We start from the raw sequence: 16,638 nt of genomic DNA on the forward strand, positions 1-16,638 counted from the left end.
CCGAGCTCGACCTGCGCGAGATCATGAACGCGATCTTGTACGTGGACCGAACCGGGGTGCAGTGGCGCTACCTGCCGCACGACTTCCCCCACTGGAACTCCGTCTACGGCTATTTCGCCAAGTGGCAGAAGGACGGCATCCTCGCCCAGCTCAGCGGCCTGTTACGGGAGTTGGTCCGCGAGCAGGGGGGCCGCAACACTGAGCCCTCGGCCTGCGTGATCGACGCACAGAGCGTGAAGACCTCCACCAGCGTCCCCGCCGCGAGCCAGGGCACGGACAACGCCAAGAAGATCGTGGGCCGCAAGCGGAGCATCGTGACCGACACACTCGGCCTCCTGCTCGCGGTCCTGGTCACCGCGGCCAGCGTCCAGGACTCCAACGCCGGCACCCGCCTGCTCGACCAGGTCGCCGCCGACCACCCCACGATCCGCAAGACCTGGGTGGACGGCGGCTACCGCAAGCACTTCGTCGAGCACGCCGCCACCCTCGGCATCGACATGGAGATCAGCGCCCGCACCCCCGGGACCAGGGGATTCACCCCGTTACCCAAACGCTGGGCCGTTGAGCGCACCTATGGCTGGCTGATGCTCCACCGCCGCCTGGCCCGCGACTACGAGACCCTCCCGGCCCGCTCCGAAGCCATGATCCACCTCGCCATGACCGACCTCATGGCCCGCCGCCTCACCGGCGAAGCCACCATCTCCTGGCGCGACCCGGCATAACAGGATCAAGTACACATCCAGGGGTAAAACAATGGGAGAAAACGACCTCTTAGCCAGGCCCCGGTAGCGGGATCTGCGCAGGCCGTGGGCGAGGACGCCTTGGGAGAAGACGCCTTCGACCCCGGCACGGATCTTGTAGCGGGCCTTCCACTCGTCGGACTTCTGAAGAACATCGCCGGCCACCGGCTGCGCCCCCGCCTTCTACGATCAGGCACTGGTGGCGGTCGGCGCGCCCGAGCACACGTACCCGGACTCGGAGAGGTACGACGAGAACCTGAAGGTCGGGGAGCTGGCCACGACGGTCGCCTCGCGCCGGGACGAGATCACGAAGGCGCTCAACAAGGACTTCCGCGACAAGGACAGCTGCACTGACTTCAAGCTGATGGTCGGATCGTTCGGTCGGCACGCCGCGATAAAGGACGTGTCCGACCTCGACATGATCTTCATCCTTCCGTCCAGGATCCGGTCGAGCTACGACGGGGACACCGGCCCGCGGAGGATTCTCGAGAGGGTTCGCGACGACCTCAAGGCGCGGTACAAGAACACGGAGATCCGCGTCGACCAGTGCGTCGTCCGGGTGCGGTTCACGTCCAACGCCTTCAAGTTCGAGGTCCAGCCGGCATTCGAGAACGCCGATGGCAGCTTCGACTACCCGGACACGAAGGCTGAGGGCTGGAAGGTCACCAAGCCGCGCGAGGAGATCGCCGCGACCAAGGAGTGCAACGACCGCATCTCGACGAACGTGCGCCACTTCGCCCGGATGGCACGGGCATGGAAGAACGCGAACGGCGTAAACATGGGCGGCCTGCTCATCGACACCCTCGTCTACAACTTCTTCGACCAGACCGACGACTACGACGCAGCGGGCACAGGCTCGTTCGACCTCATGGCCCGCGACTTCTTCGAATTCCTCAAAGATCAAGCAGAGGAGGAGTACTACCTGGCGCTGGGCAGCCGGCAGCGGGTCACGTCAAGGCACAGTTCCAGCCGAAGGCGAAGAAGGCGTACAACCGATGCCTCGAGGTGATCGCGGACGAAGGCAAGGCGTCCGCCAACAAGAAGTGGCGCGAGGTCTTCGGCACGTCGGTGCCGCTGGCACAGAGCGCGAGCGAGTCGTCCCGGTCGTTCAGGGACACCGAGGAGTTCATCGAGGACGAATTCCCGGTCGACGTGTCCGAGACCGTGTCCCTCGATTGCGAGGTCACGCAGGCCGGATGGCGTCCGACCTGGCTCCGTGCGATGTGTCGCGGCGGGATCCTGCTCAAGGCCGACAAGAGCTTGAGGTTCGTGGTCACCAGCTGCTCGGTCGGGGAGCCCTGCACGCTGAAGTGGAAGGTGCTCAATCGTGGTCCGGAAGCCGAGCGACGGGACAAGATTCGCGGCCAGATCGTCGACTCGAGCAAGCGGGGAGTCCGCATCGAGCACTCGGACTTCAAGGGCGAGCACGTCGTCGAGTGCTACGTCCTCAAGGACGGGGTCGTCGTCGCTCGGGACCGGATCGACGTGCCGGTCAGCAACACGAGCGTCAAGACGGCGAACGTCTCGTAGGGAACGGATCCTCGGAGCGCGACGAGGCCCCGCCGAATCTGCCGGGGTCTCGTCGTATCAGGCGCATCCGCCCGTAGGGTTGAAGCATGAGCAGTTCTCTCGCTGCCGTGTCCGAGTCCCGGCTCAACGCTGAGATGGCCTTCGCGGGCAAGCGGTACGGCGTTCGCTGCGCTGCTGAGCTGCGTTCCGAGGATCCGAGCAGGTTCGCAGAGCAGATCGTCGGCCTGCTCCGCGACGAAGCAGATGCTGCGGCGGAGTTCCGGCGGCTTCGAGACCTCGGCTGAGGCTGGTTCTCCGTCGGATGCTTCCGGAGAATGGTTCCGTGGAACGGCGGATTGACTTCTGGCGCGAGCGGCAGATGCTCTGTGGGCGCTGCGATCATCGGTGGCGCGTCGATCTGGACTGGATCGATCGGTGGAAGCAGGTGAAGGAGACCTGCCCCGGCTGCGACATGACCTGCGAGCACGAGGATTCGCCTCGGGTGACGCTCGACTCCGGCGACCCGGCGCTCGACGACGACAGGGTCGCGCAGTTCTCCTGGTACCACACGAGCACGCAGCCGGACTGGCCGACGCGGGACTTCGACCCGGCAGCCGTCTTGACTCCCGAGACCCGCAGGATGATGGGCGGAGAGCAGCGGGTTTCCGCGTGGGCCGCGCGCCAGCGGGCGAAGGCTCTCCACGTCGGCACGTACGAGGCCGCTGTCCACAATATGCTGCGTCGGATCCGCGACCAGGCCGACCAGCGCAGCCAGTTCTATCTGTATCGGGTCCGTCTGAAGCCATCCGTCGTGGTGCGGGAAGGGTGGCTCGTCGACCCCAGCAACTTTGTCGGCGACGTCGTGCTCGACGAGGTCTGCCCGCCAGGCGTCGACGTCGCCCGCTACCTGAACTACCACGAGGATCCGGGAGGGCTCTCGCTCGCGCTGGGGAGGGACGCGATCGCCGGTGTTCGGCGGATCGCTGTTCCGCTCCCCGACACCTGGGGTGGCGGCTGGGTGCGTGATGCCGTCGCGGCTGTCGAGGGCGTGAGCGGCACCGCCGTCCCGGCGACCGGCAAGCCGGCCCGGTTCAGGCGGCCGTCATCGTCGCGAGCCGTCCTGGGCCGAGAGCTCGGTGCGTCCCTGGCTGGCAGACTGCCGGTCAACCTCCAGGTCCAGTTCGCGTCGGCCGCGGCGTTCGCGGAGGGAGGGGATCCAGAGCAGTGGGCGCGACGGACCAGCGGCCTGTTCGATCTGATCGACGATCCGACTCGCGTGCTGGCTGCCCTCGACCGGCAAGATCCCCGGGAGGTCTGAGAACGGCATGTCCGCTCCTCAGGGGCAGGAAGCCCGGAGGTCGCGTCGGTCTGCCAGGTTGGCGTCGCCCTGCGTCGGGAGAGCGGTACTGCCCCGCGACCGGGGGATCTGTCAGGCACTCCCAGTCTCCGGGATCGGCGCGCTGGATTGGTCTGGGCGTCCACGGCTCTCAGCCGTCTCGATGCCTCTGACGCTCCGTTCGAAAGGGAAAGACCATGACCATCCTCGAAGAGACCTACACGCTGTCCGACGGGCACTCGATCCCGAAACTGGGCCTGGGCACCTGGATGATCGAGGACGACGTCGTCGCGCAGGCCGTCCGAGACGCAGTCTCCCTCAGCTACCGGCACGTCGACACGGCGGAGGGCTACGGCAACGAGCGCGGCGTCGGCGAGGGCGTGCGGACCTCCGGCGTGCCGCGCGAGGAGCTGTTCGTGACCACGAAGCTGGAGGCCGACTTCAAGACCTGCGACGAGGCGAAGACGGCGATCCAGGAGTCGCTGGACCTACTCGGCATCGCCTGGATCGACCTGATGATCATCCACAGCCCATGGCCCTGGGCCGAGTTCCACGGCGAGGACCGGCACTTCGCCGGAAACCTCGAGGCGTGTCGGGCGCTGAAGGAGGCCCGAGCGGCCGGGGCAGATCCGACCGATCGGGGTCTCGAACTTCGAGCCGCAGGACCTGCGGAACATCCTCGAGCACGGCACCGTGGAGCCCGCAGTGAACCAGGTCCTCGCCCAAGTCGGGAACACTTCGTTCGAGACGTTCGACTTCTGCCGGAAGCACGGCATCGTCGTCGAGGCGTACTCGCCGATGGGCCACGGCGAGCTGCTGGGCGACACGACCGTGGTCGCGATTTTCGATCTTCCAGTGCCCTCTGATCCAGGCGGCGATCTGGGCGCCGGTCGCCGTGCCGGGCGGCAGGCTGGTGATCAGGTAGGCGCGTTCGATGGTGAGCTTGCCGGTGGTGAAGTCCTTTCTCCAGCGGACGATTTGGAGGGCCTGGCGGGCGTCGGGGTAGTCGAGGTGGGCGAAGGCGGCGGTCTTCAGCCGTCTGATCTCCAGGCGGTGGTGGGCTCGGGTGGCCCGACCGCCACTGTGTTCTCCACTCGCTCCGACCCCCGCACGACGGACTACGTGGGGGGCCGCTTCGGCTGGCGGGTTCCGGCGAATCGGAAGCCGAGCAACACATGTCGTGGCAGGACCGAGCCGTGAAGCGCTCCGACCGCGCGCGCGTCTCGTTCTCCTGGAACCCTTGAGACGGCCGCCTGCCGAGCACCTCGTTCGACGGCGTAGGAGCCGTAGCTCGGAACACTCCGGATGGCCGAGGTGTCACCCGTCCTAGCCGGCGCCGTCTGGCCAGTCGTAGACCGCCTCAGCCACATCCTTGCCGCCGGGGCCGGGCACACCAATGCGGCGTTCACCAAGCGGAAGTACGTGCACGTGGACGTCGAGGACATGAGGGCTGCAGCGACCGCGTGGGACACCTTCCACGGAGGCGGCATACCGAGCGGTAGGGAGAAAGATGTGAGAAACGATCTCTCCCGCACTCCAGTAATAGGCCTATGAGCTGCATTGATGTGGAAGCTCGTAGAATCTGCCACGGATTCTACTGGCGATTAGTGCAGGCCAGCGCCACAGTCCCGTTCGGCGGAACCTACGAGACCGGCGTCACCCCACCGGGTCCCGGGCACCCGTTACTGCGTCCAATGACGGTGTGATGTGGCAGTATCCGCTGGCATGTCACCGTCATCCATAGGGTTACCCAGGTCCGGTCGTCGTCTGTTCATCGTGTTGTTCATGCTGTTCACGGCACTGGGCGGCGGTATGAGTGATGCGGGCGCGGCGCCCGGACAGGGATTGTCCACGGCCGCCGCGACGCCCGATCGCGCTCGTTACGACGTGGTCCTGCGATCCGACGCCGACGGCAGCCACTGGACGGGGCGGCAGCGGGTGTCGTTCCGGAACGGGTCCGATCAGCCTCTGCGCGAGGTGTACCTACGTCTGTGGGGCAACGGCGAGGACAAGTGCGGCACGCCCGCTGCGCCTTCGCCCATCACGGTGACGAAGGTACGCGGTGGCACACCGGACCCTCTCGGTGTGAACTGCACGGCTCTGCGTGTAGCACTGCCGAGGCCGCTCGCGCGCAATATGCGGACGTCCATCGCCTTCGACGTCTCGATCACCGTGCCGGACCGTAACGCCCGCTTCGGCCACGACGGCGCCTACCGCTTCCTCGGCAACGCGCTTCCGGTGCTCGCCGTGCATGACGCGAAGGGCTGGCATCTCGACCCTTACGTGTCGGTCGGCGAGAGCTTCTACGCCCTGACCGGCGACTTCCGTGTCCGACTCGACCACCCGTCGTCCCTGAAGGTGCCGACGACCGGCCACACCCGAACGTTCCCCGGTCGCGCCGGCCGTACGGTCACGCTCGGCGTCGCGGAGCGAGTGCGGGACTTCGCGTGGGCGGCGGGCCCGTTTCGCACGGCGACCGACACCACGGCCGGGGGTGTGCTCGTGAAGTCGTACTGGGCGCCCGACACCCCTGCCACGGGCGTGCGCGCCAACCGCGTGGATGCGGTCGCCGCGATCGACCGGTTCGGCCGGGAGTTCGGCCGCTACCCGTACGACGAGATCGACCTCGTGATGACCAGCGGGTTCGGCGGCGGCATGGAGTATCCCGGCCTCGTCCTCCTCGGCACCACCGAAGAAGGCGGCGCTGCCGTCCACGAGGTGGCGCACCAGTGGTGGTACGGCGTCGTCGGCAACGACGAGTACTCCGCACCGTGGCTGGACGAAAGCTTCGCTCAGTACGCCAACGCCCGCTTCTACGGCTGGGACACCCGTGACTGCTGGTCGGACGTCTACTGGCCCGACGACGACATCTCGCTGACCGGCTCCATGGCCTACTGGTCGCAACACCCCGGCACATATCACCTGGTCTACACAGCCGGGCCCTGCGCCCTGGCCGATCTGGAACGCACGCTCGGTTCCGGCACCATGGCGCGACTGCTCAAGGGGTACGCCCAGGATCACTGGTACGGCGTCTCCACCACCGCTGACTTCAAGAAGGCCGCCCAGTCCATGACGGACCAGGACCTGGCCCCCTTCTGGGAGGCACACCACATCTGGTGACGGAGTGCTGCCTGCTCGCGCGGCGTAAGGCGCCTCCGGGTCAGGGCTCCACCCGTCGCCAGTCCGTCACCGGGCCGGGGTCTGTGCGGTCCGCAGGGGTGACCCAGAAGGCTCTGCCGAGCTCAGCGCTGAACTGGGCGCCTGTCCGGCCGTCGCCCGAGGAGCGGCCGGTCAGGCGGCGGCCTATCCAGGGCAGCAGGTACTGCCGGGTGAACCGGGCGTCCGCGACGCGCCGGGCGGTCCAGCCCGGGGGCGGCGTCGCCGGCATCGGGGTGCGCCACTCGGTGTCCTCGGCGTCGTGGCCGAGGGTCTGCCAGACGGCCTCGGCGACCCGGCGGTGGCCCTCCGCCGTCAGGTGCAGCCGGTCGACGTCCCACATCCGCGGATCGCCGAGCGACTCGGCGCCGTACAGGTCGACGACGAGCGCGCCGTGCCGCTCCGCCAGCTCCTCCACGCACCCGAACAGCTCCTCCATGCGAGGCCGGAACCGCTCCAGGACGGGCCCCTGCCGACCCGGGCTGCGCATCAGCACCAGCTGTTTGCAGGACGGGGCCAGCTGCTCCACGGCCTCCGTCAGCAGGTCCTTCACCCGGACCATGTCGCACTTGGGGCGCAGGGTGTCGTTGAGTCCGCCGACCAGCGTGATCACGTCGGCGCCCATGGCGGCGGCGACCGGCACCTGTTCCTCGACGATCTGCGAGATCAGCTTGCCGCGCACCGCCAGGTTCGCGTACCGGAAACCGGGGGTGCGGGCGGCCATCCGGCCTGCGAGGAGGTCGGCCCAGCCGCGGTAGGAGCCGTCGGACAGCAGGTCCGACATGCCCTCGGTGAAGGAGTCGCCGACCGCGACCAGGCTGGTGTGCGTCGGGTTCGTGTGCGTGGAGTTCGTCTGCATGGCGACACAGATGGTAGCCCGAGTCCCATACCCGACGGTCGGTCGGCCTCCGCCCCGGCAGCGGACTCCGCCCCGGCGGAGAGCCCCCGCCGGGGCGGCGGGCTACGCCCGCCGGCCGAACAGCTCCTGCAGGACGTCCTCCATGGTCACCACTCCGGCCAGTCGGCCGTCGGAGCCGAGCACGGCCGCCAGGTGCGTCCGGCTGCCGCGCATCGCGGTGAGGACGTCGTCCAGCGGCGTCGCCTCCCGCACGCGCGCGATGGGCCGCATGTCCCGCACCGGGAACGGCATGTCCCGCGGCGAGGCGTCCAGCGCGTCCTTCACATGCAGGTAGCCGACGATCCGGCGGCCGTCGTCCACCACGGGGAAGCGGGAGAACCCGGACTCGGCCGCCAGCTGCTCCAGCTCCTCAGGAGTGACGCCCACGCGCGCGTAGACGACCTGTTCCAGCGGCAGGACGACGTCCCGCACCGGGCGGCGGCCCAGCTCCAGGGCGTCGTGCAGCCGCTCCTGGGCGCGGTCGTCGATGAGGCCGGCCTCGCCGGCGTCCCGGACGATCTGCGCGAGCTCGGCGTCCGAGAAGGTGGCCGTGACCTCGTCCTTGGTCTCGATCCGCATGAGTTTCAGCAGCCCGTTCGCGAAGGCGTTGACCGTGAAGATCACCGGGCGCAGTCCCCGGGCCAGCGTGACCAGCGGCGGGCCCAGCAGCAGGGCGCTGCGCACCGGCTCCGCGAGCGCGATGTTCTTCGGGACCATCTCGCCGAGCAGCATGTGCAGATAGGTGGCGAGGACCAGCGCGATGACGAAGGAGACCGCGTGGCCGGCGCCCTCGGGCACGCCCACCGCGTGGAACACCGGCTCCAGCAGGTGTGCGATGGCCGGTTCGGCGACCACGCCGAGGATCAGCGTGCACAGGGTGATGCCGAGCTGTGCGGCCGCCATCAGCGCGGACACATGCTGCAGACCCCACAGCACGCTGTCGGCGCGCCGGTCGCCGCGCTCGGCGTGCGGCTCGATCTGGGAGCGGCGCACGGAGATCAGCGCGAACTCGGCGCCGACGAAGAACGCGTTGACGACGAGGGTCGCCAGTGCGACGAGCAACTGGACGGCGATCAACGGTCCGCCCCTTCCACGTGGTTGTCGGAGGTGGGCGGCGCGTGCAGCAGCACGCGCGCGGCGCGGCGGCCGGAGGCGTCGACGACGTCCATCCGCCACCCGCCCACCTCGACGGTGTCGCCCGCGGCCGGTATCCGGCCCAGCTCGGTGGCGACCAGGCCGGCGAGCGTCTCGTACGGCCCCTCGGGGGCGTGCAGGCCCACGCGCGCGAGCTGGTCGGTGCGGGCGGCGCCGTCGGCCGAGTACAGGGCGCGGCCGTCGTCGTCCGTGCCCGCGGGCGCCAGGTCGGGCGTCTCGTGCGGGTCGTGCTCGTCGCGGACCTCGCCGACGACCTCCTCGACGATGTCCTCCAGCGTCGCCACGCCCGCGGTGCCGCCGTACTCGTCGATGATCACGGCCATGGTCCGCTTGCCGGACAGCCGGTCGAGCAGCCGGTCCACGGTGAGCGACTCGGGTACGAGGAGCGGTTCGCGCAGGATCTCCGAGACGGGCACGCGCGCGCGTCGCTCGGCGGGGATCGCCAGCGCGTCCTTGATGTGCGCGGTGCCGACCACCGAGTCGAGGTTGCCGCGGTACACGGGGAAGCGGGACAGGCCGCTCGCCCGGGTCGCGTTCGCCACGTCCTCACAGGTCGCCGAGGCGTCCAGGGCCATGACCTGCACGCGCGGGGTCATCACGTTCTCCGCGGTCAGATCGGCCAGGTTCAGGGTGCGCACGAACAGCTCGGCGGTGTCCGCCTCCAGGGCGCCCGCCTTCGCGGAGTGCCGGGCCAGCGCCGCGAGCTCCTGCGGGCCGCGCGCCGCCGCGAGCTCCTCGGTGGGCTCCACGCCGAAGCGGCGCACGATGTGGTTGGCGGTGCTGTTGAGATGGCTGATGAACGGGCGGAAGGCGGCGCTGAACCAGCGCTGCGCGTTGCCCACGCCCTTGGCCACCGTGAGCGGGGAGGAGATCGCCCAGTTCTTGGGCACGAGCTCGCCGACGACCATCAGGAACACGGTCGACAGGGCCGTGCCCAGCACCAGCGCGACGGAACGGGACGTGCTGCTCGACAGACCGAGCGACTCCAGCGGCCCGGCGATCAGCTTGGCGATCGACGGCTCGGACAGCATGCCGACCACCAGATTAGTGACGGTGATGCCGAGCTGGGCGCCGGAGAGCTGGAAGGTCAGGTTCCGTACCGCCTTGAGGGCCCCGGACGCGCCGCGCTCGCCGCGCTCCACCGCCCGTTCCAGTTCGCTGCGCTCGACCGTGGTCAACGAGAACTCGGCGGCGACGAAGGCGCCGCACGCGAACGACAGCAGGATCGCCACCAGGAGCAGCAGTACTTCGGTCATCGGGTCACCTCCGTCCCAGGATCGGGCAGGGCGGGAAGGAGCGCGCGATGTCGCGTACGGGTACTGGGAGGCTCGCCCATGGGCGGACGCTCACACCTTTCATGAAGTCATGGAGGGGCTGTGTGGATGATCCACACAGCCCCCCAATGGTAAAGGATCGGCAAAAGTGCCGTCGACCGGCTCCGGGCCGGTCGGTGATCAGTCGGTGAGCGGCTTCACCCAGCGCCGCCACTTCTCCTCCGGCGCGTACCCCGCCGCGCGCCAGGCATGGTGCGCCGTCTCGTTGCGGGTGAGCACCATCGCGTCGCCGCGGCGCCCGCCCAGCCGCACGAACCGCTCCTCCGCGGCGGCCAGCAGCGCCGACCCGATGCCCTGGCGGCGGCGCTCCGGGTGCACCGCCAGCCGGTACAGATGACACCGCCACCCGTCGAACCCGGCGATCACCGTCCCGACCAGCTCACCGCCGTGCTCGCCGTCGCGCTCGGCCAGGATCAGCGCCTCGGGGTCCCGGGCGACGAGCCGCTCCACTCCGCCGCGGTCGTCGCTGATGCTCGTGCCCTCGGCGGCGGTCTTCCAGAAGGCGAGGACGGTGTCCAGGTCGTCGGGCGTCGCGGCCCGTATCCGCAGATCAGACATGCGGCGATCCCATCACGGACGGCGCGCCCGGACCCGGGATTCCACCATCCGGACGACCACCGGCCGCGCGGCCCGGCGACGACCGGAACGGACGCGTCACGGACCCTCCGGGCTTCCTCACTCGTGCGCGATGGCCGCCAGCACGTTCATCCGGGACGCCCGCAGCGCCGGCAGCAGCGCCGCGACGACGCCGACGACCGCGGAGCCCACGACGACCCCGACGAGCGTGCCCCACGGCACGGCGAGGGCCTTCATGCCCTGCAACGCCAGCACCTGCTGTATGCACACGCCCCACACCAGGCCGAGCGCCAGCCCCAGCACCGCGCCGAACACCGCGATCACCACCGACTCCAGCCGGATCATCCGGCGCAACTGCCGCCGGGCCAGCCCGATGGCGCGCAGCAGCCCGATCTCCCGGGTCCGCTCCACCACCGACAGCGCCAGGGTGTTGACCACGCCGAGCACCGCGATGACGATCGCGAGTCCGAGCAGCGCGTACACCAGGTACAGCAGGACGGCGATCTGGTCGTGCACCAGTTTCTTGTAGTCGGCCTGGTCACGGGCCTGCACCTGCGGATACGCGTCGAGCGTCCGGTCGAGCCGGGGGCGCAGCCGGTCGGCCGTCGTGCCGGAGGCCGCGTTCACGTACAGCGCGGAGTCCTGACCGCCCGGCACGTACTTCTCGACGGTCGCGATCCCGAAGAACATCCCGCCCTGGGTGCCGAAGCCGTCGGCCGAGTCCTGGTCGGAGAGCGCGCCGACCTTCAGCGACGTCGTCCGGCCGCCGGGAAACTCCACCGGGAGCACACTGCCGAGCCCGACCCCGTGGTCCTTCGCGAAGTCGACGTCCATGCCCATGGCGCCCGCGGCCAGCGCCGCCGCCGTGTCGCCCTCGGCGTACGTGACGTGCGCGACGTCGTCGACCTGGTCGTCGTAGCCGGTGGCGGTCGTCTCGACGCGCTTGCCGTCGGGCAGCCGTACGGCGATCGGCGCGAACCGTTGGCGGACGACGAGGCCGACGCCCTCGGTGTCGCGCACCGCATTCGTGACCTCCGCGGAGAACGGGGTGAAGTTGGCGTTCTGGACGACGAAGTCGGCGCCCAGCGTTTTGTCGATCTGCTCGTCGAACGACTTGGACATCGAGGCGCTGGCCACCGACATCCCGCCCACCAGGGCGAGGCCCACCATCAACGCGGCCGCCGTGGCGCCCGTACGGCGCGGGTTGCGCAGGGCGTTGCGCTGGCTCATCCGGCCGACCGGCCCGAACAACGCGGGGAACGCGCCGCCGAGGACGCGGATCACCGGGCGGACCAGGATCGGGCCCGCGATGACGGTGGCGATGAGCGTGAGCACCACGCCCAGGCCCAGCAGGGAGGCCGCGGACGCCGTCTTCGACGAACTCACGCAGCCGACGAGGGCGGCCGCGCCGAGCGCCCCGACGACCGTGCCCACCACGGCGCGCACCCTCAGCGGCCGGCCCACCCCGGCGATGTCCGCGTCCGCGAGGGCCGCCATCGGCGACACGGTCGCCGCGCGCCGGGCCGGGAGGTAGGCCGCCACGAAGGTGACGCCGACGCCCACGACGTAGGACGCCACCGGGGTCCCCCAGCCGACGACCATCTCCGTGGTCTTCAGGTTCATGCCGAACGCGCTCATCAGCTTGATCAGCCCGGCCGCGAGACCGATGCCGGCGGCGAGACCCAGCGTGGAGCCGACCAGCCCGAGCAGCACGGCCTCGGTGAGCACCGAGCGGCGCACCTGGCGGCGGTCGGCGCCCAGGGCACGCAGCAGCCCCAGCTCACGGGTGCGCTGGGCGATCAGCATCGAGAACGTGTTGACGATCAGGAAGACGCCGACCAGCACGGCGATCCCGGCGAAGCCGAGCATCACGTACTTGATCACGTCGAGGAACCCGCCCAGGGCCTCCGCCGACGACTTCGCCTGCTCGTCGGCCGTCTTCACCTCGTACCCGCCGGAGGACCCGCCGGAGGACGTGCCGGAGCCGAGGGCGGCGGCGACGCGCTGCTTGAGCACGGCGTCGCTCACCCCCTGCGCCGCGTCGACGGAGATGGCCGTGGCCTTCTCCGCCGAACCCAGGAGCTGGGCGGCGGCGGTCCTGGGGTCCAGGAAGACCAGGGCCGCGCCCGGGTTGGTGGTGGTGAAGGTCGCGATGCCGACGATCTCCACCTTGAACGAGCCCGGCTGGGCCATCACGGTGAGGGCGTCGCCGATCTTCACATGCTTCTTGTCGGCGGTGTCGGCGTCGAGCATGGCCTCGCCGGCGCTGCGCGGGGCGTGGCCGGAGGTCAGCTTCACCGGGCTGCGGTCGGTGACGTACCAGTCCGTGGCGATGGTGGGCGCACCCGTGGTCGGCCCGACGGACTTGTTCTCGCCGTCGACGACCGTGATGTTCTCCACGCTCACGTCCGCGTGGGCCGACGCGACCCCGTCCACCCGGGCCAGTTGCCCGGCGAGGGAGGCGGGGAGGGTCTGGACCGCGCCGGACGGCACGGACGAGCTCAGGTCGTCCCTGGGCTCGACCGTCACGTCCGCCGACGTGGACGCGAAGAGCCGGTCGAAGGTGCGCGTCACCGTGTCCGAGAAGATCAGGCTGCCCGCGACGAACGCCACCGACAGGACGACCGCGAGCGCGGACAGCAGCAGCCGCCCCTTGTGGGCGAGGAAACTCCTGAGCGTGGCTTTCAGCACCGGGTCAGTTCTCCTCGGGGGCCGTGCCGTCGACCGGTGCGCGGGTGACGTCGAAACGCTTCATGCGTTCGAGTACCGCCTCTGGCGTAGGGCGCTCGATCTCGTCCACTATCCGGCCGTCCGCCAGAAAGAGGACCAGATCGGAGTGGGCGGCGGCCCCCGGGTCGTGGGTGACCATGACCACCGTCTGGCCCAGGTTGTCGACGGCCTCGCGCAGGAACGCGAGGACCTCGAGCCCGGCGCGCGAGTCCAGGTTGCCGGTCGGCTCGTCCGCGAAGATCAGCTCGGGGCGGGAGGCGAGCGCCCGGGCGCAGGCCACGCGCTGCTGCTGGCCGCCGGACAGCTGCGACGGCCGGTGCTTGAGCCGGTCCCGCAGGCCCAGGGTGTCGATCACCTGGTCGAGCCACTTCTGGTCGGGCTTCTGACCTGCGATGTCCATCGGCAGGGTGATGTTCTCGGCCGCGTTCAGCGTCGGGATCAGGTTGAACGACTGGAACATGAACCCGATCCGGTCCCGTCGCAGCCGGGTCAGCTCCCGGTCCTTCAGCCCCGTGATCTCCGTGTCGCCGAGCCACACCTGACCGGCCGAGACGCTGTCGAGACCGGCCAGACAGTGCATCAGCGTGGACTTCCCGGAGCCCGAGGGCCCCATGACCGCCGTGAAGCGGCCGCGCGCGATGCTCACATCCACCGAGTCCAGGGCCAGCACCGTGGTCTCGCCGGAGCCGTACGCCTTGGTCAGGCCATGGGCGCGGGCCGCGATCCCGTCGGGTGTGGACAAGGCTGCCTCCTCCGTCGCGTCGACGTGCCGAGAGTAGTGTGATCCGGCCCACAGGCGGTATCACTTTTCGATTGCGGCGCGCCCTTGCCGCTGCTAGCACCTCGGCGCTAGCGTCGAGGTATGGCGAAGACCCAGCTGAACGTACGCGTCGACGAGGGCACGGCCCAGGTCGCCCGTGAGCGCGCCACGGCCCGTGGCATGAGCGTCAACCGCTATATAGAAGAACTGGTCAGACAGGACGCCGGGGAAATCGGACACACGTTCGTCGAGGCGGCCAGTGACTTCATGAAGCAGTACGAGACGGTCTTCGTCGAGGAGTTCGGCGCGGAACGCGAGGGCAGCATGCGCGAAGGTCGCCGCTGATCCCTTGAGCGACCTTCGTATCGACCTCGCCTGGCTGCTCATGCTCGCCGAACAGAACACACCCGGAGACCCTCAGGTCACCGACTGGGGCGCGCTGGTCGCGGCGGTGGCACGCCACCAGGCCGAGATATTCGACGTCCCCGTATACGACGACCCGCAGGCCCGCGCCGCCTCGCTGCTCCAACTGCTCATCCACGTCCCGGCGTTGGAGCGCTCCAACGCCCTGTTCGCCTGCGCTGTCGCATACGCCTATCTCGTCGCCAGCGGCCTGAAGATCACCACCTCGCCCGAACAGGTCCGCGACCTGGCCCGGCTGGTGAAGACCGGGGAGGCGTCGGTGGCCGACATCGCGCGCGAACTGCGCCGGTGGAGCGTGTGAACCGCGCCCGGCCGTGAGCCCTCAGTCGGCCGCCTCGGACGGCCGCCGGGCGGTCCCCGTCACACAGTAGGAGAACGGCAGCCGCGGCCCCTTCTCCGGCAGCAGCATCCGCCGGTACGGGCCCGGTTCGAACCCGGCCTCGCGCAGCGCGCCGACCGCGTCCCTGCTGAGCCGGCAGCCGCCCGCCAGATACGGCCACACCGTGCGGTCCAGCGCACGCTGGGTGAACCGCATCGCCCGCCCGCCACCCGGGCCGTGTTCGAGGAACCGCACCTCGCCCCCGGGCCGCAGCACCCGCCGCAGCTCGGCCAGCGCACGCGGCACGTCCCGCACGCTGCACAGCACCAGACAGACCACCGCGGCGTCGAACGCCTCGCTCTTGACCGGCAGCGCCTCCGCCACTCCCGGCACGACGTCGACGGGCACCTCGGCGCGCAGAGCCGCCTCCAGCGCCAACTGCCGCATCAGACGGTCCGGTTCGATCGCGACGACCTCCGAGACGGCGGCCGGGTAGTGCGCGAAGTTCAGTCCATTGCCCGCGCCGATCTCGATGACCCGCCCGGAGAGCCCGGCGAGCAGCCGGTCCCGCACCCCGGAGAGGCCCGCCCGGGTCTCCGCGGCCGCACCGAGCCGGGCGTAGCAACGGGCGAAGAGGGGATGGCAGACGGGGTCACCGGGTACCTTGCCGGACCCGGAGCCGGTGGAACGTAGCGGCATGGCGACCTCCCGGGCAGAACGGGCCTACCGGGATTCTCCCCCGCGCAGGCCCGTCGCACCCTCCGTCGCACACTCCGCCGGCCGTGCCGGCCCCGCAGGGCCCGCCCCGGCCGCGCCTCACTGGATGAAGTCGCGCACCTGCTCGTAGACGCCGTAGTCGTTGTTCATGTCGTTGTGCGAGATGCACCCGACACCGACGTTCGTGGCCCCGCTCAGCAGCGCCGAGGAGTCCGGATCGATGGCCGCGTCGCAGTTCGACCAGTAGGTCGCGTAGTTCACGCTGCCGGGCGTCTCGTCACCGGAGTTGAGCGAGGTGAGGAACGAGCTTCCGGTGACCATCTCGGCGCAGGAGGTGTAGAGCCAACTGCACCACGAGGCCACCGACGTCCCGTGGTTGGTGCCCGCGACGGAGACGAAGTCGTCCACGTAGGCGGTCCCGCCGAGGTTCTTGAGGTAGTAGCGGGAGCTGAGCGCCCCCATGGAGTGGACGACCACGTCGACCTTGCTCGCGCCGGTTCTCGCCAGCACGTTCTTGATCTCGGTGTTCAGCTGGGCGGCGGTGGTGGCGTTGGACTGGGACCAGCTGTACGTCCACGCGTCCAGCTCGGCGGCCGTGTAGCCGTCGGCCTTGAAGTCGGCGACCCAGTCGTCCCAGCTGCTGGAGGAACTGCTGAGACCGTGCACGAAGACGATCGGGTCATGGGTCGCGGCTCGGGCTGTGGGGGCCGAGAACGACAGTGACAGAAGGAGCGAAGAGGCCACGGCCGAGACAGCCGCGGCGATGCGACGCTTGGAGCGCTGCATGATGCCTCCTGAAACGTATGGGGTTGCCAGGAGTGTCCGGCGGGTCTACGCGCGCCGCATCGGTGAAATCGCCGGTCTTTACGGCTCAATTAACTCGCCAGTAACGTCAGTCGTGTGGTGACACCGGTGAACCCCCCACGTCTTGACCGCACTTCGCCACCGAGGCCCCCGGACGCGTTCCGGCGCCCGGTCGCCGCGC

18 protein-coding genes and 2 pseudogenes are annotated in these 16,638 nt (G+C 69.7%); 11 read left to right on the plus strand and 9 right to left on the minus strand.

The features are described 5' to 3' along the window. Positions 1–722 (plus strand): IS5 family transposase (locus ABZ725_RS45895; RefSeq protein ID WP_358808326.1); only part of this gene is annotated, 722 nt, incomplete at its 5' end. Positions 723–764: 42 nt separating this feature from the next. Here ABZ725_RS45895 and ABZ725_RS45900 read toward each other — a convergent pair. After that, positions 765–887: pseudogene (locus ABZ725_RS45900) on the minus strand (transposase); the annotation flags it as partial. A 52-nt stretch (positions 888–939) separates the two neighbouring features. Between ABZ725_RS45900 and ABZ725_RS45905 the strand changes: the two are divergent. From ABZ725_RS45905 to ABZ725_RS45940, 8 genes and pseudogenes are all read left to right on the plus strand, one after another. After that, positions 940–1,749 (plus strand): hypothetical protein, encoded by an 810-nt coding sequence (locus ABZ725_RS45905; protein WP_358808327.1) that lies wholly within the window; start codon positions 940–942, stop codon positions 1,747–1,749. Then, positions 1,746–2,270: a hypothetical protein gene (locus ABZ725_RS45910; RefSeq protein ID WP_358808328.1), complete on the plus strand. Its 525-nt coding sequence runs from the start codon at positions 1,746–1,748 to the stop codon at positions 2,268–2,270. The genes ABZ725_RS45905 and ABZ725_RS45910 overlap by 4 nt, the downstream gene beginning before the upstream one ends. A gap of 86 nt (positions 2,271–2,356) precedes the next feature. Next, on the plus strand, positions 2,357–2,554 hold the full coding sequence (locus tag ABZ725_RS45915) for a hypothetical protein (protein WP_358808329.1): 198 nt from the start codon (positions 2,357–2,359) through the stop codon (positions 2,552–2,554). Positions 2,555–2,592: 38 nt separating this feature from the next. After that, positions 2,593–3,567 (plus strand): hypothetical protein, encoded by a 975-nt coding sequence (locus ABZ725_RS45920; RefSeq protein ID WP_358808330.1) that lies wholly within the window; start codon positions 2,593–2,595, stop codon positions 3,565–3,567. 287 nt (positions 3,568–3,854) lie between these two features. Beyond that, positions 3,855–4,142: pseudogene (locus ABZ725_RS45925) on the plus strand (aldo/keto reductase); the annotation flags it as partial. A gap of 118 nt (positions 4,143–4,260) precedes the next feature. Then, on the plus strand, positions 4,261–4,785 hold the full coding sequence (locus ABZ725_RS45930) for a hypothetical protein (protein WP_358808431.1): 525 nt from the start codon (positions 4,261–4,263) through the stop codon (positions 4,783–4,785). A gap of 105 nt (positions 4,786–4,890) precedes the next feature. Beyond that, the gene (locus ABZ725_RS45935) at positions 4,891–5,139 is read left to right on the plus strand and encodes a hypothetical protein (protein ID WP_358808331.1); all 249 of its coding nucleotides are present in this window, start codon (positions 4,891–4,893) and stop codon (positions 5,137–5,139) included. Positions 5,140–5,397: 258 nt separating this feature from the next. Next, entirely contained in the window at positions 5,398–6,705 is a 1,308-nt protein-coding gene (locus tag ABZ725_RS45940) for a M1 family metallopeptidase (RefSeq protein ID WP_358808432.1), read from the plus strand. A gap of 40 nt (positions 6,706–6,745) precedes the next feature. Here the strand turns inward: ABZ725_RS45940 and ABZ725_RS45945 are convergent, their stop codons facing one another. The 6 genes from ABZ725_RS45945 to ABZ725_RS45970 all read right to left on the minus strand — a co-directional run bounded on the left by ABZ725_RS45945 (position 6,746) and on the right by ABZ725_RS45970 (position 14,176). Further along, a complete protein-coding gene (locus ABZ725_RS45945; protein ID WP_358808332.1) occupies positions 6,746–7,600 on the minus strand; it encodes an SGNH/GDSL hydrolase family protein in 855 nt (284 codons plus the stop codon). Positions 7,601–7,702: 102 nt separating this feature from the next. Then, positions 7,703–8,716: a hemolysin family protein gene (locus ABZ725_RS45950; protein ID WP_358808333.1), complete on the minus strand. Its 1,014-nt coding sequence runs from the start codon at positions 8,714–8,716 to the stop codon at positions 7,703–7,705. Continuing rightward, positions 8,713–10,050, minus strand: a complete 1,338-nt coding sequence (locus ABZ725_RS45955; protein WP_358808334.1) for a hemolysin family protein — start codon at positions 10,048–10,050, stop codon at positions 8,713–8,715. The genes ABZ725_RS45950 and ABZ725_RS45955 overlap by 4 nt, the downstream gene beginning before the upstream one ends. Before the next feature lie 198 nt (positions 10,051–10,248). Next, positions 10,249–10,686: a GNAT family N-acetyltransferase gene (locus tag ABZ725_RS45960; protein ID WP_358808335.1), complete on the minus strand. Its 438-nt coding sequence runs from the start codon at positions 10,684–10,686 to the stop codon at positions 10,249–10,251. Positions 10,687–10,803: 117 nt separating this feature from the next. Then, a complete protein-coding gene (locus tag ABZ725_RS45965) occupies positions 10,804–13,395 on the minus strand; it encodes an ABC transporter permease (RefSeq protein ID WP_358808336.1) in 2,592 nt (863 codons plus the stop codon). A 4-nt stretch (positions 13,396–13,399) separates the two neighbouring features. Further along, positions 13,400–14,176 (minus strand): ABC transporter ATP-binding protein, encoded by a 777-nt coding sequence (locus tag ABZ725_RS45970; protein WP_358808337.1) that lies wholly within the window; start codon positions 14,174–14,176, stop codon positions 13,400–13,402. A 120-nt stretch (positions 14,177–14,296) separates the two neighbouring features. On the opposite strand from ABZ725_RS45970, the gene ABZ725_RS45975 reads away from it, so the two are divergent. Together ABZ725_RS45975 and ABZ725_RS45980 are read left to right on the plus strand one after the other, a co-directional pair. Continuing rightward, entirely contained in the window at positions 14,297–14,539 is a 243-nt protein-coding gene (locus ABZ725_RS45975) for a toxin-antitoxin system HicB family antitoxin (RefSeq protein WP_351910595.1), read from the plus strand. 4 nt (positions 14,540–14,543) lie between these two features. Then, complete coding sequence (locus ABZ725_RS45980) at positions 14,544–14,918, plus strand: fic family toxin-antitoxin system, toxin component (RefSeq protein ID WP_351910593.1); 375 nt, start codon at positions 14,544–14,546, stop codon at positions 14,916–14,918. Positions 14,919–14,939: 21 nt separating this feature from the next. On the opposite strand, the gene ABZ725_RS45985 is transcribed toward ABZ725_RS45980, so the two are convergent. Both ABZ725_RS45985 and ABZ725_RS45990 read right to left on the minus strand, forming a co-directional pair. After that, a complete protein-coding gene (locus ABZ725_RS45985) occupies positions 14,940–15,635 on the minus strand; it encodes a class I SAM-dependent methyltransferase (protein WP_358808338.1) in 696 nt (231 codons plus the stop codon). Between the two features lie 117 nt (positions 15,636–15,752). Beyond that, a complete protein-coding gene (locus ABZ725_RS45990; protein ID WP_351910589.1) occupies positions 15,753–16,439 on the minus strand; it encodes an alpha/beta fold hydrolase in 687 nt (228 codons plus the stop codon). Positions 16,440–16,638 lie beyond the last annotated feature (199 nt).

The organism is Streptomyces sp. NPDC006872, from assembly GCF_040635845.1.
Classification (GTDB): domain Bacteria; phylum Actinomycetota; class Actinomycetes; order Streptomycetales; family Streptomycetaceae; genus Streptomyces.

Bases quoted from the DNA above. Each gene is read 5' to 3' on its own strand.
- ABZ725_RS45935 (WP_358808331.1), top strand. From the start codon at position 4,891: ATGGCCGAGGTGTCACCCGTCCTAGCCGGCGCCGTCTGGCCAGTCGTA.
- ABZ725_RS45985 (WP_358808338.1), bottom strand. From the start codon at position 15,635: ATGCCGCTACGTTCCACCGGCTCCGGGTCCGGCAAGGTACCCGGTGAC.
- ABZ725_RS45960 (WP_358808335.1), bottom strand. From the start codon at position 10,686: ATGTCTGATCTGCGGATACGGGCCGCGACGCCCGACGACCTGGACACC.
- ABZ725_RS45940 (WP_358808432.1), top strand. From the start codon at position 5,398: ATGAGTGATGCGGGCGCGGCGCCCGGACAGGGATTGTCCACGGCCGCC.
- ABZ725_RS45990 (WP_351910589.1), bottom strand. From the start codon at position 16,439: ATGCAGCGCTCCAAGCGTCGCATCGCCGCGGCTGTCTCGGCCGTGGCC.
- ABZ725_RS45975 (WP_351910595.1), top strand. From the start codon at position 14,297: ATGGCGAAGACCCAGCTGAACGTACGCGTCGACGAGGGCACGGCCCAG.
- ABZ725_RS45955 (WP_358808334.1), bottom strand. From the start codon at position 10,050: ATGACCGAAGTACTGCTGCTCCTGGTGGCGATCCTGCTGTCGTTCGCG.
- ABZ725_RS45915 (WP_358808329.1), top strand. From the start codon at position 2,357: ATGAGCAGTTCTCTCGCTGCCGTGTCCGAGTCCCGGCTCAACGCTGAG.
- ABZ725_RS45945 (WP_358808332.1), bottom strand. From the start codon at position 7,600: ATGCAGACGAACTCCACGCACACGAACCCGACGCACACCAGCCTGGTC.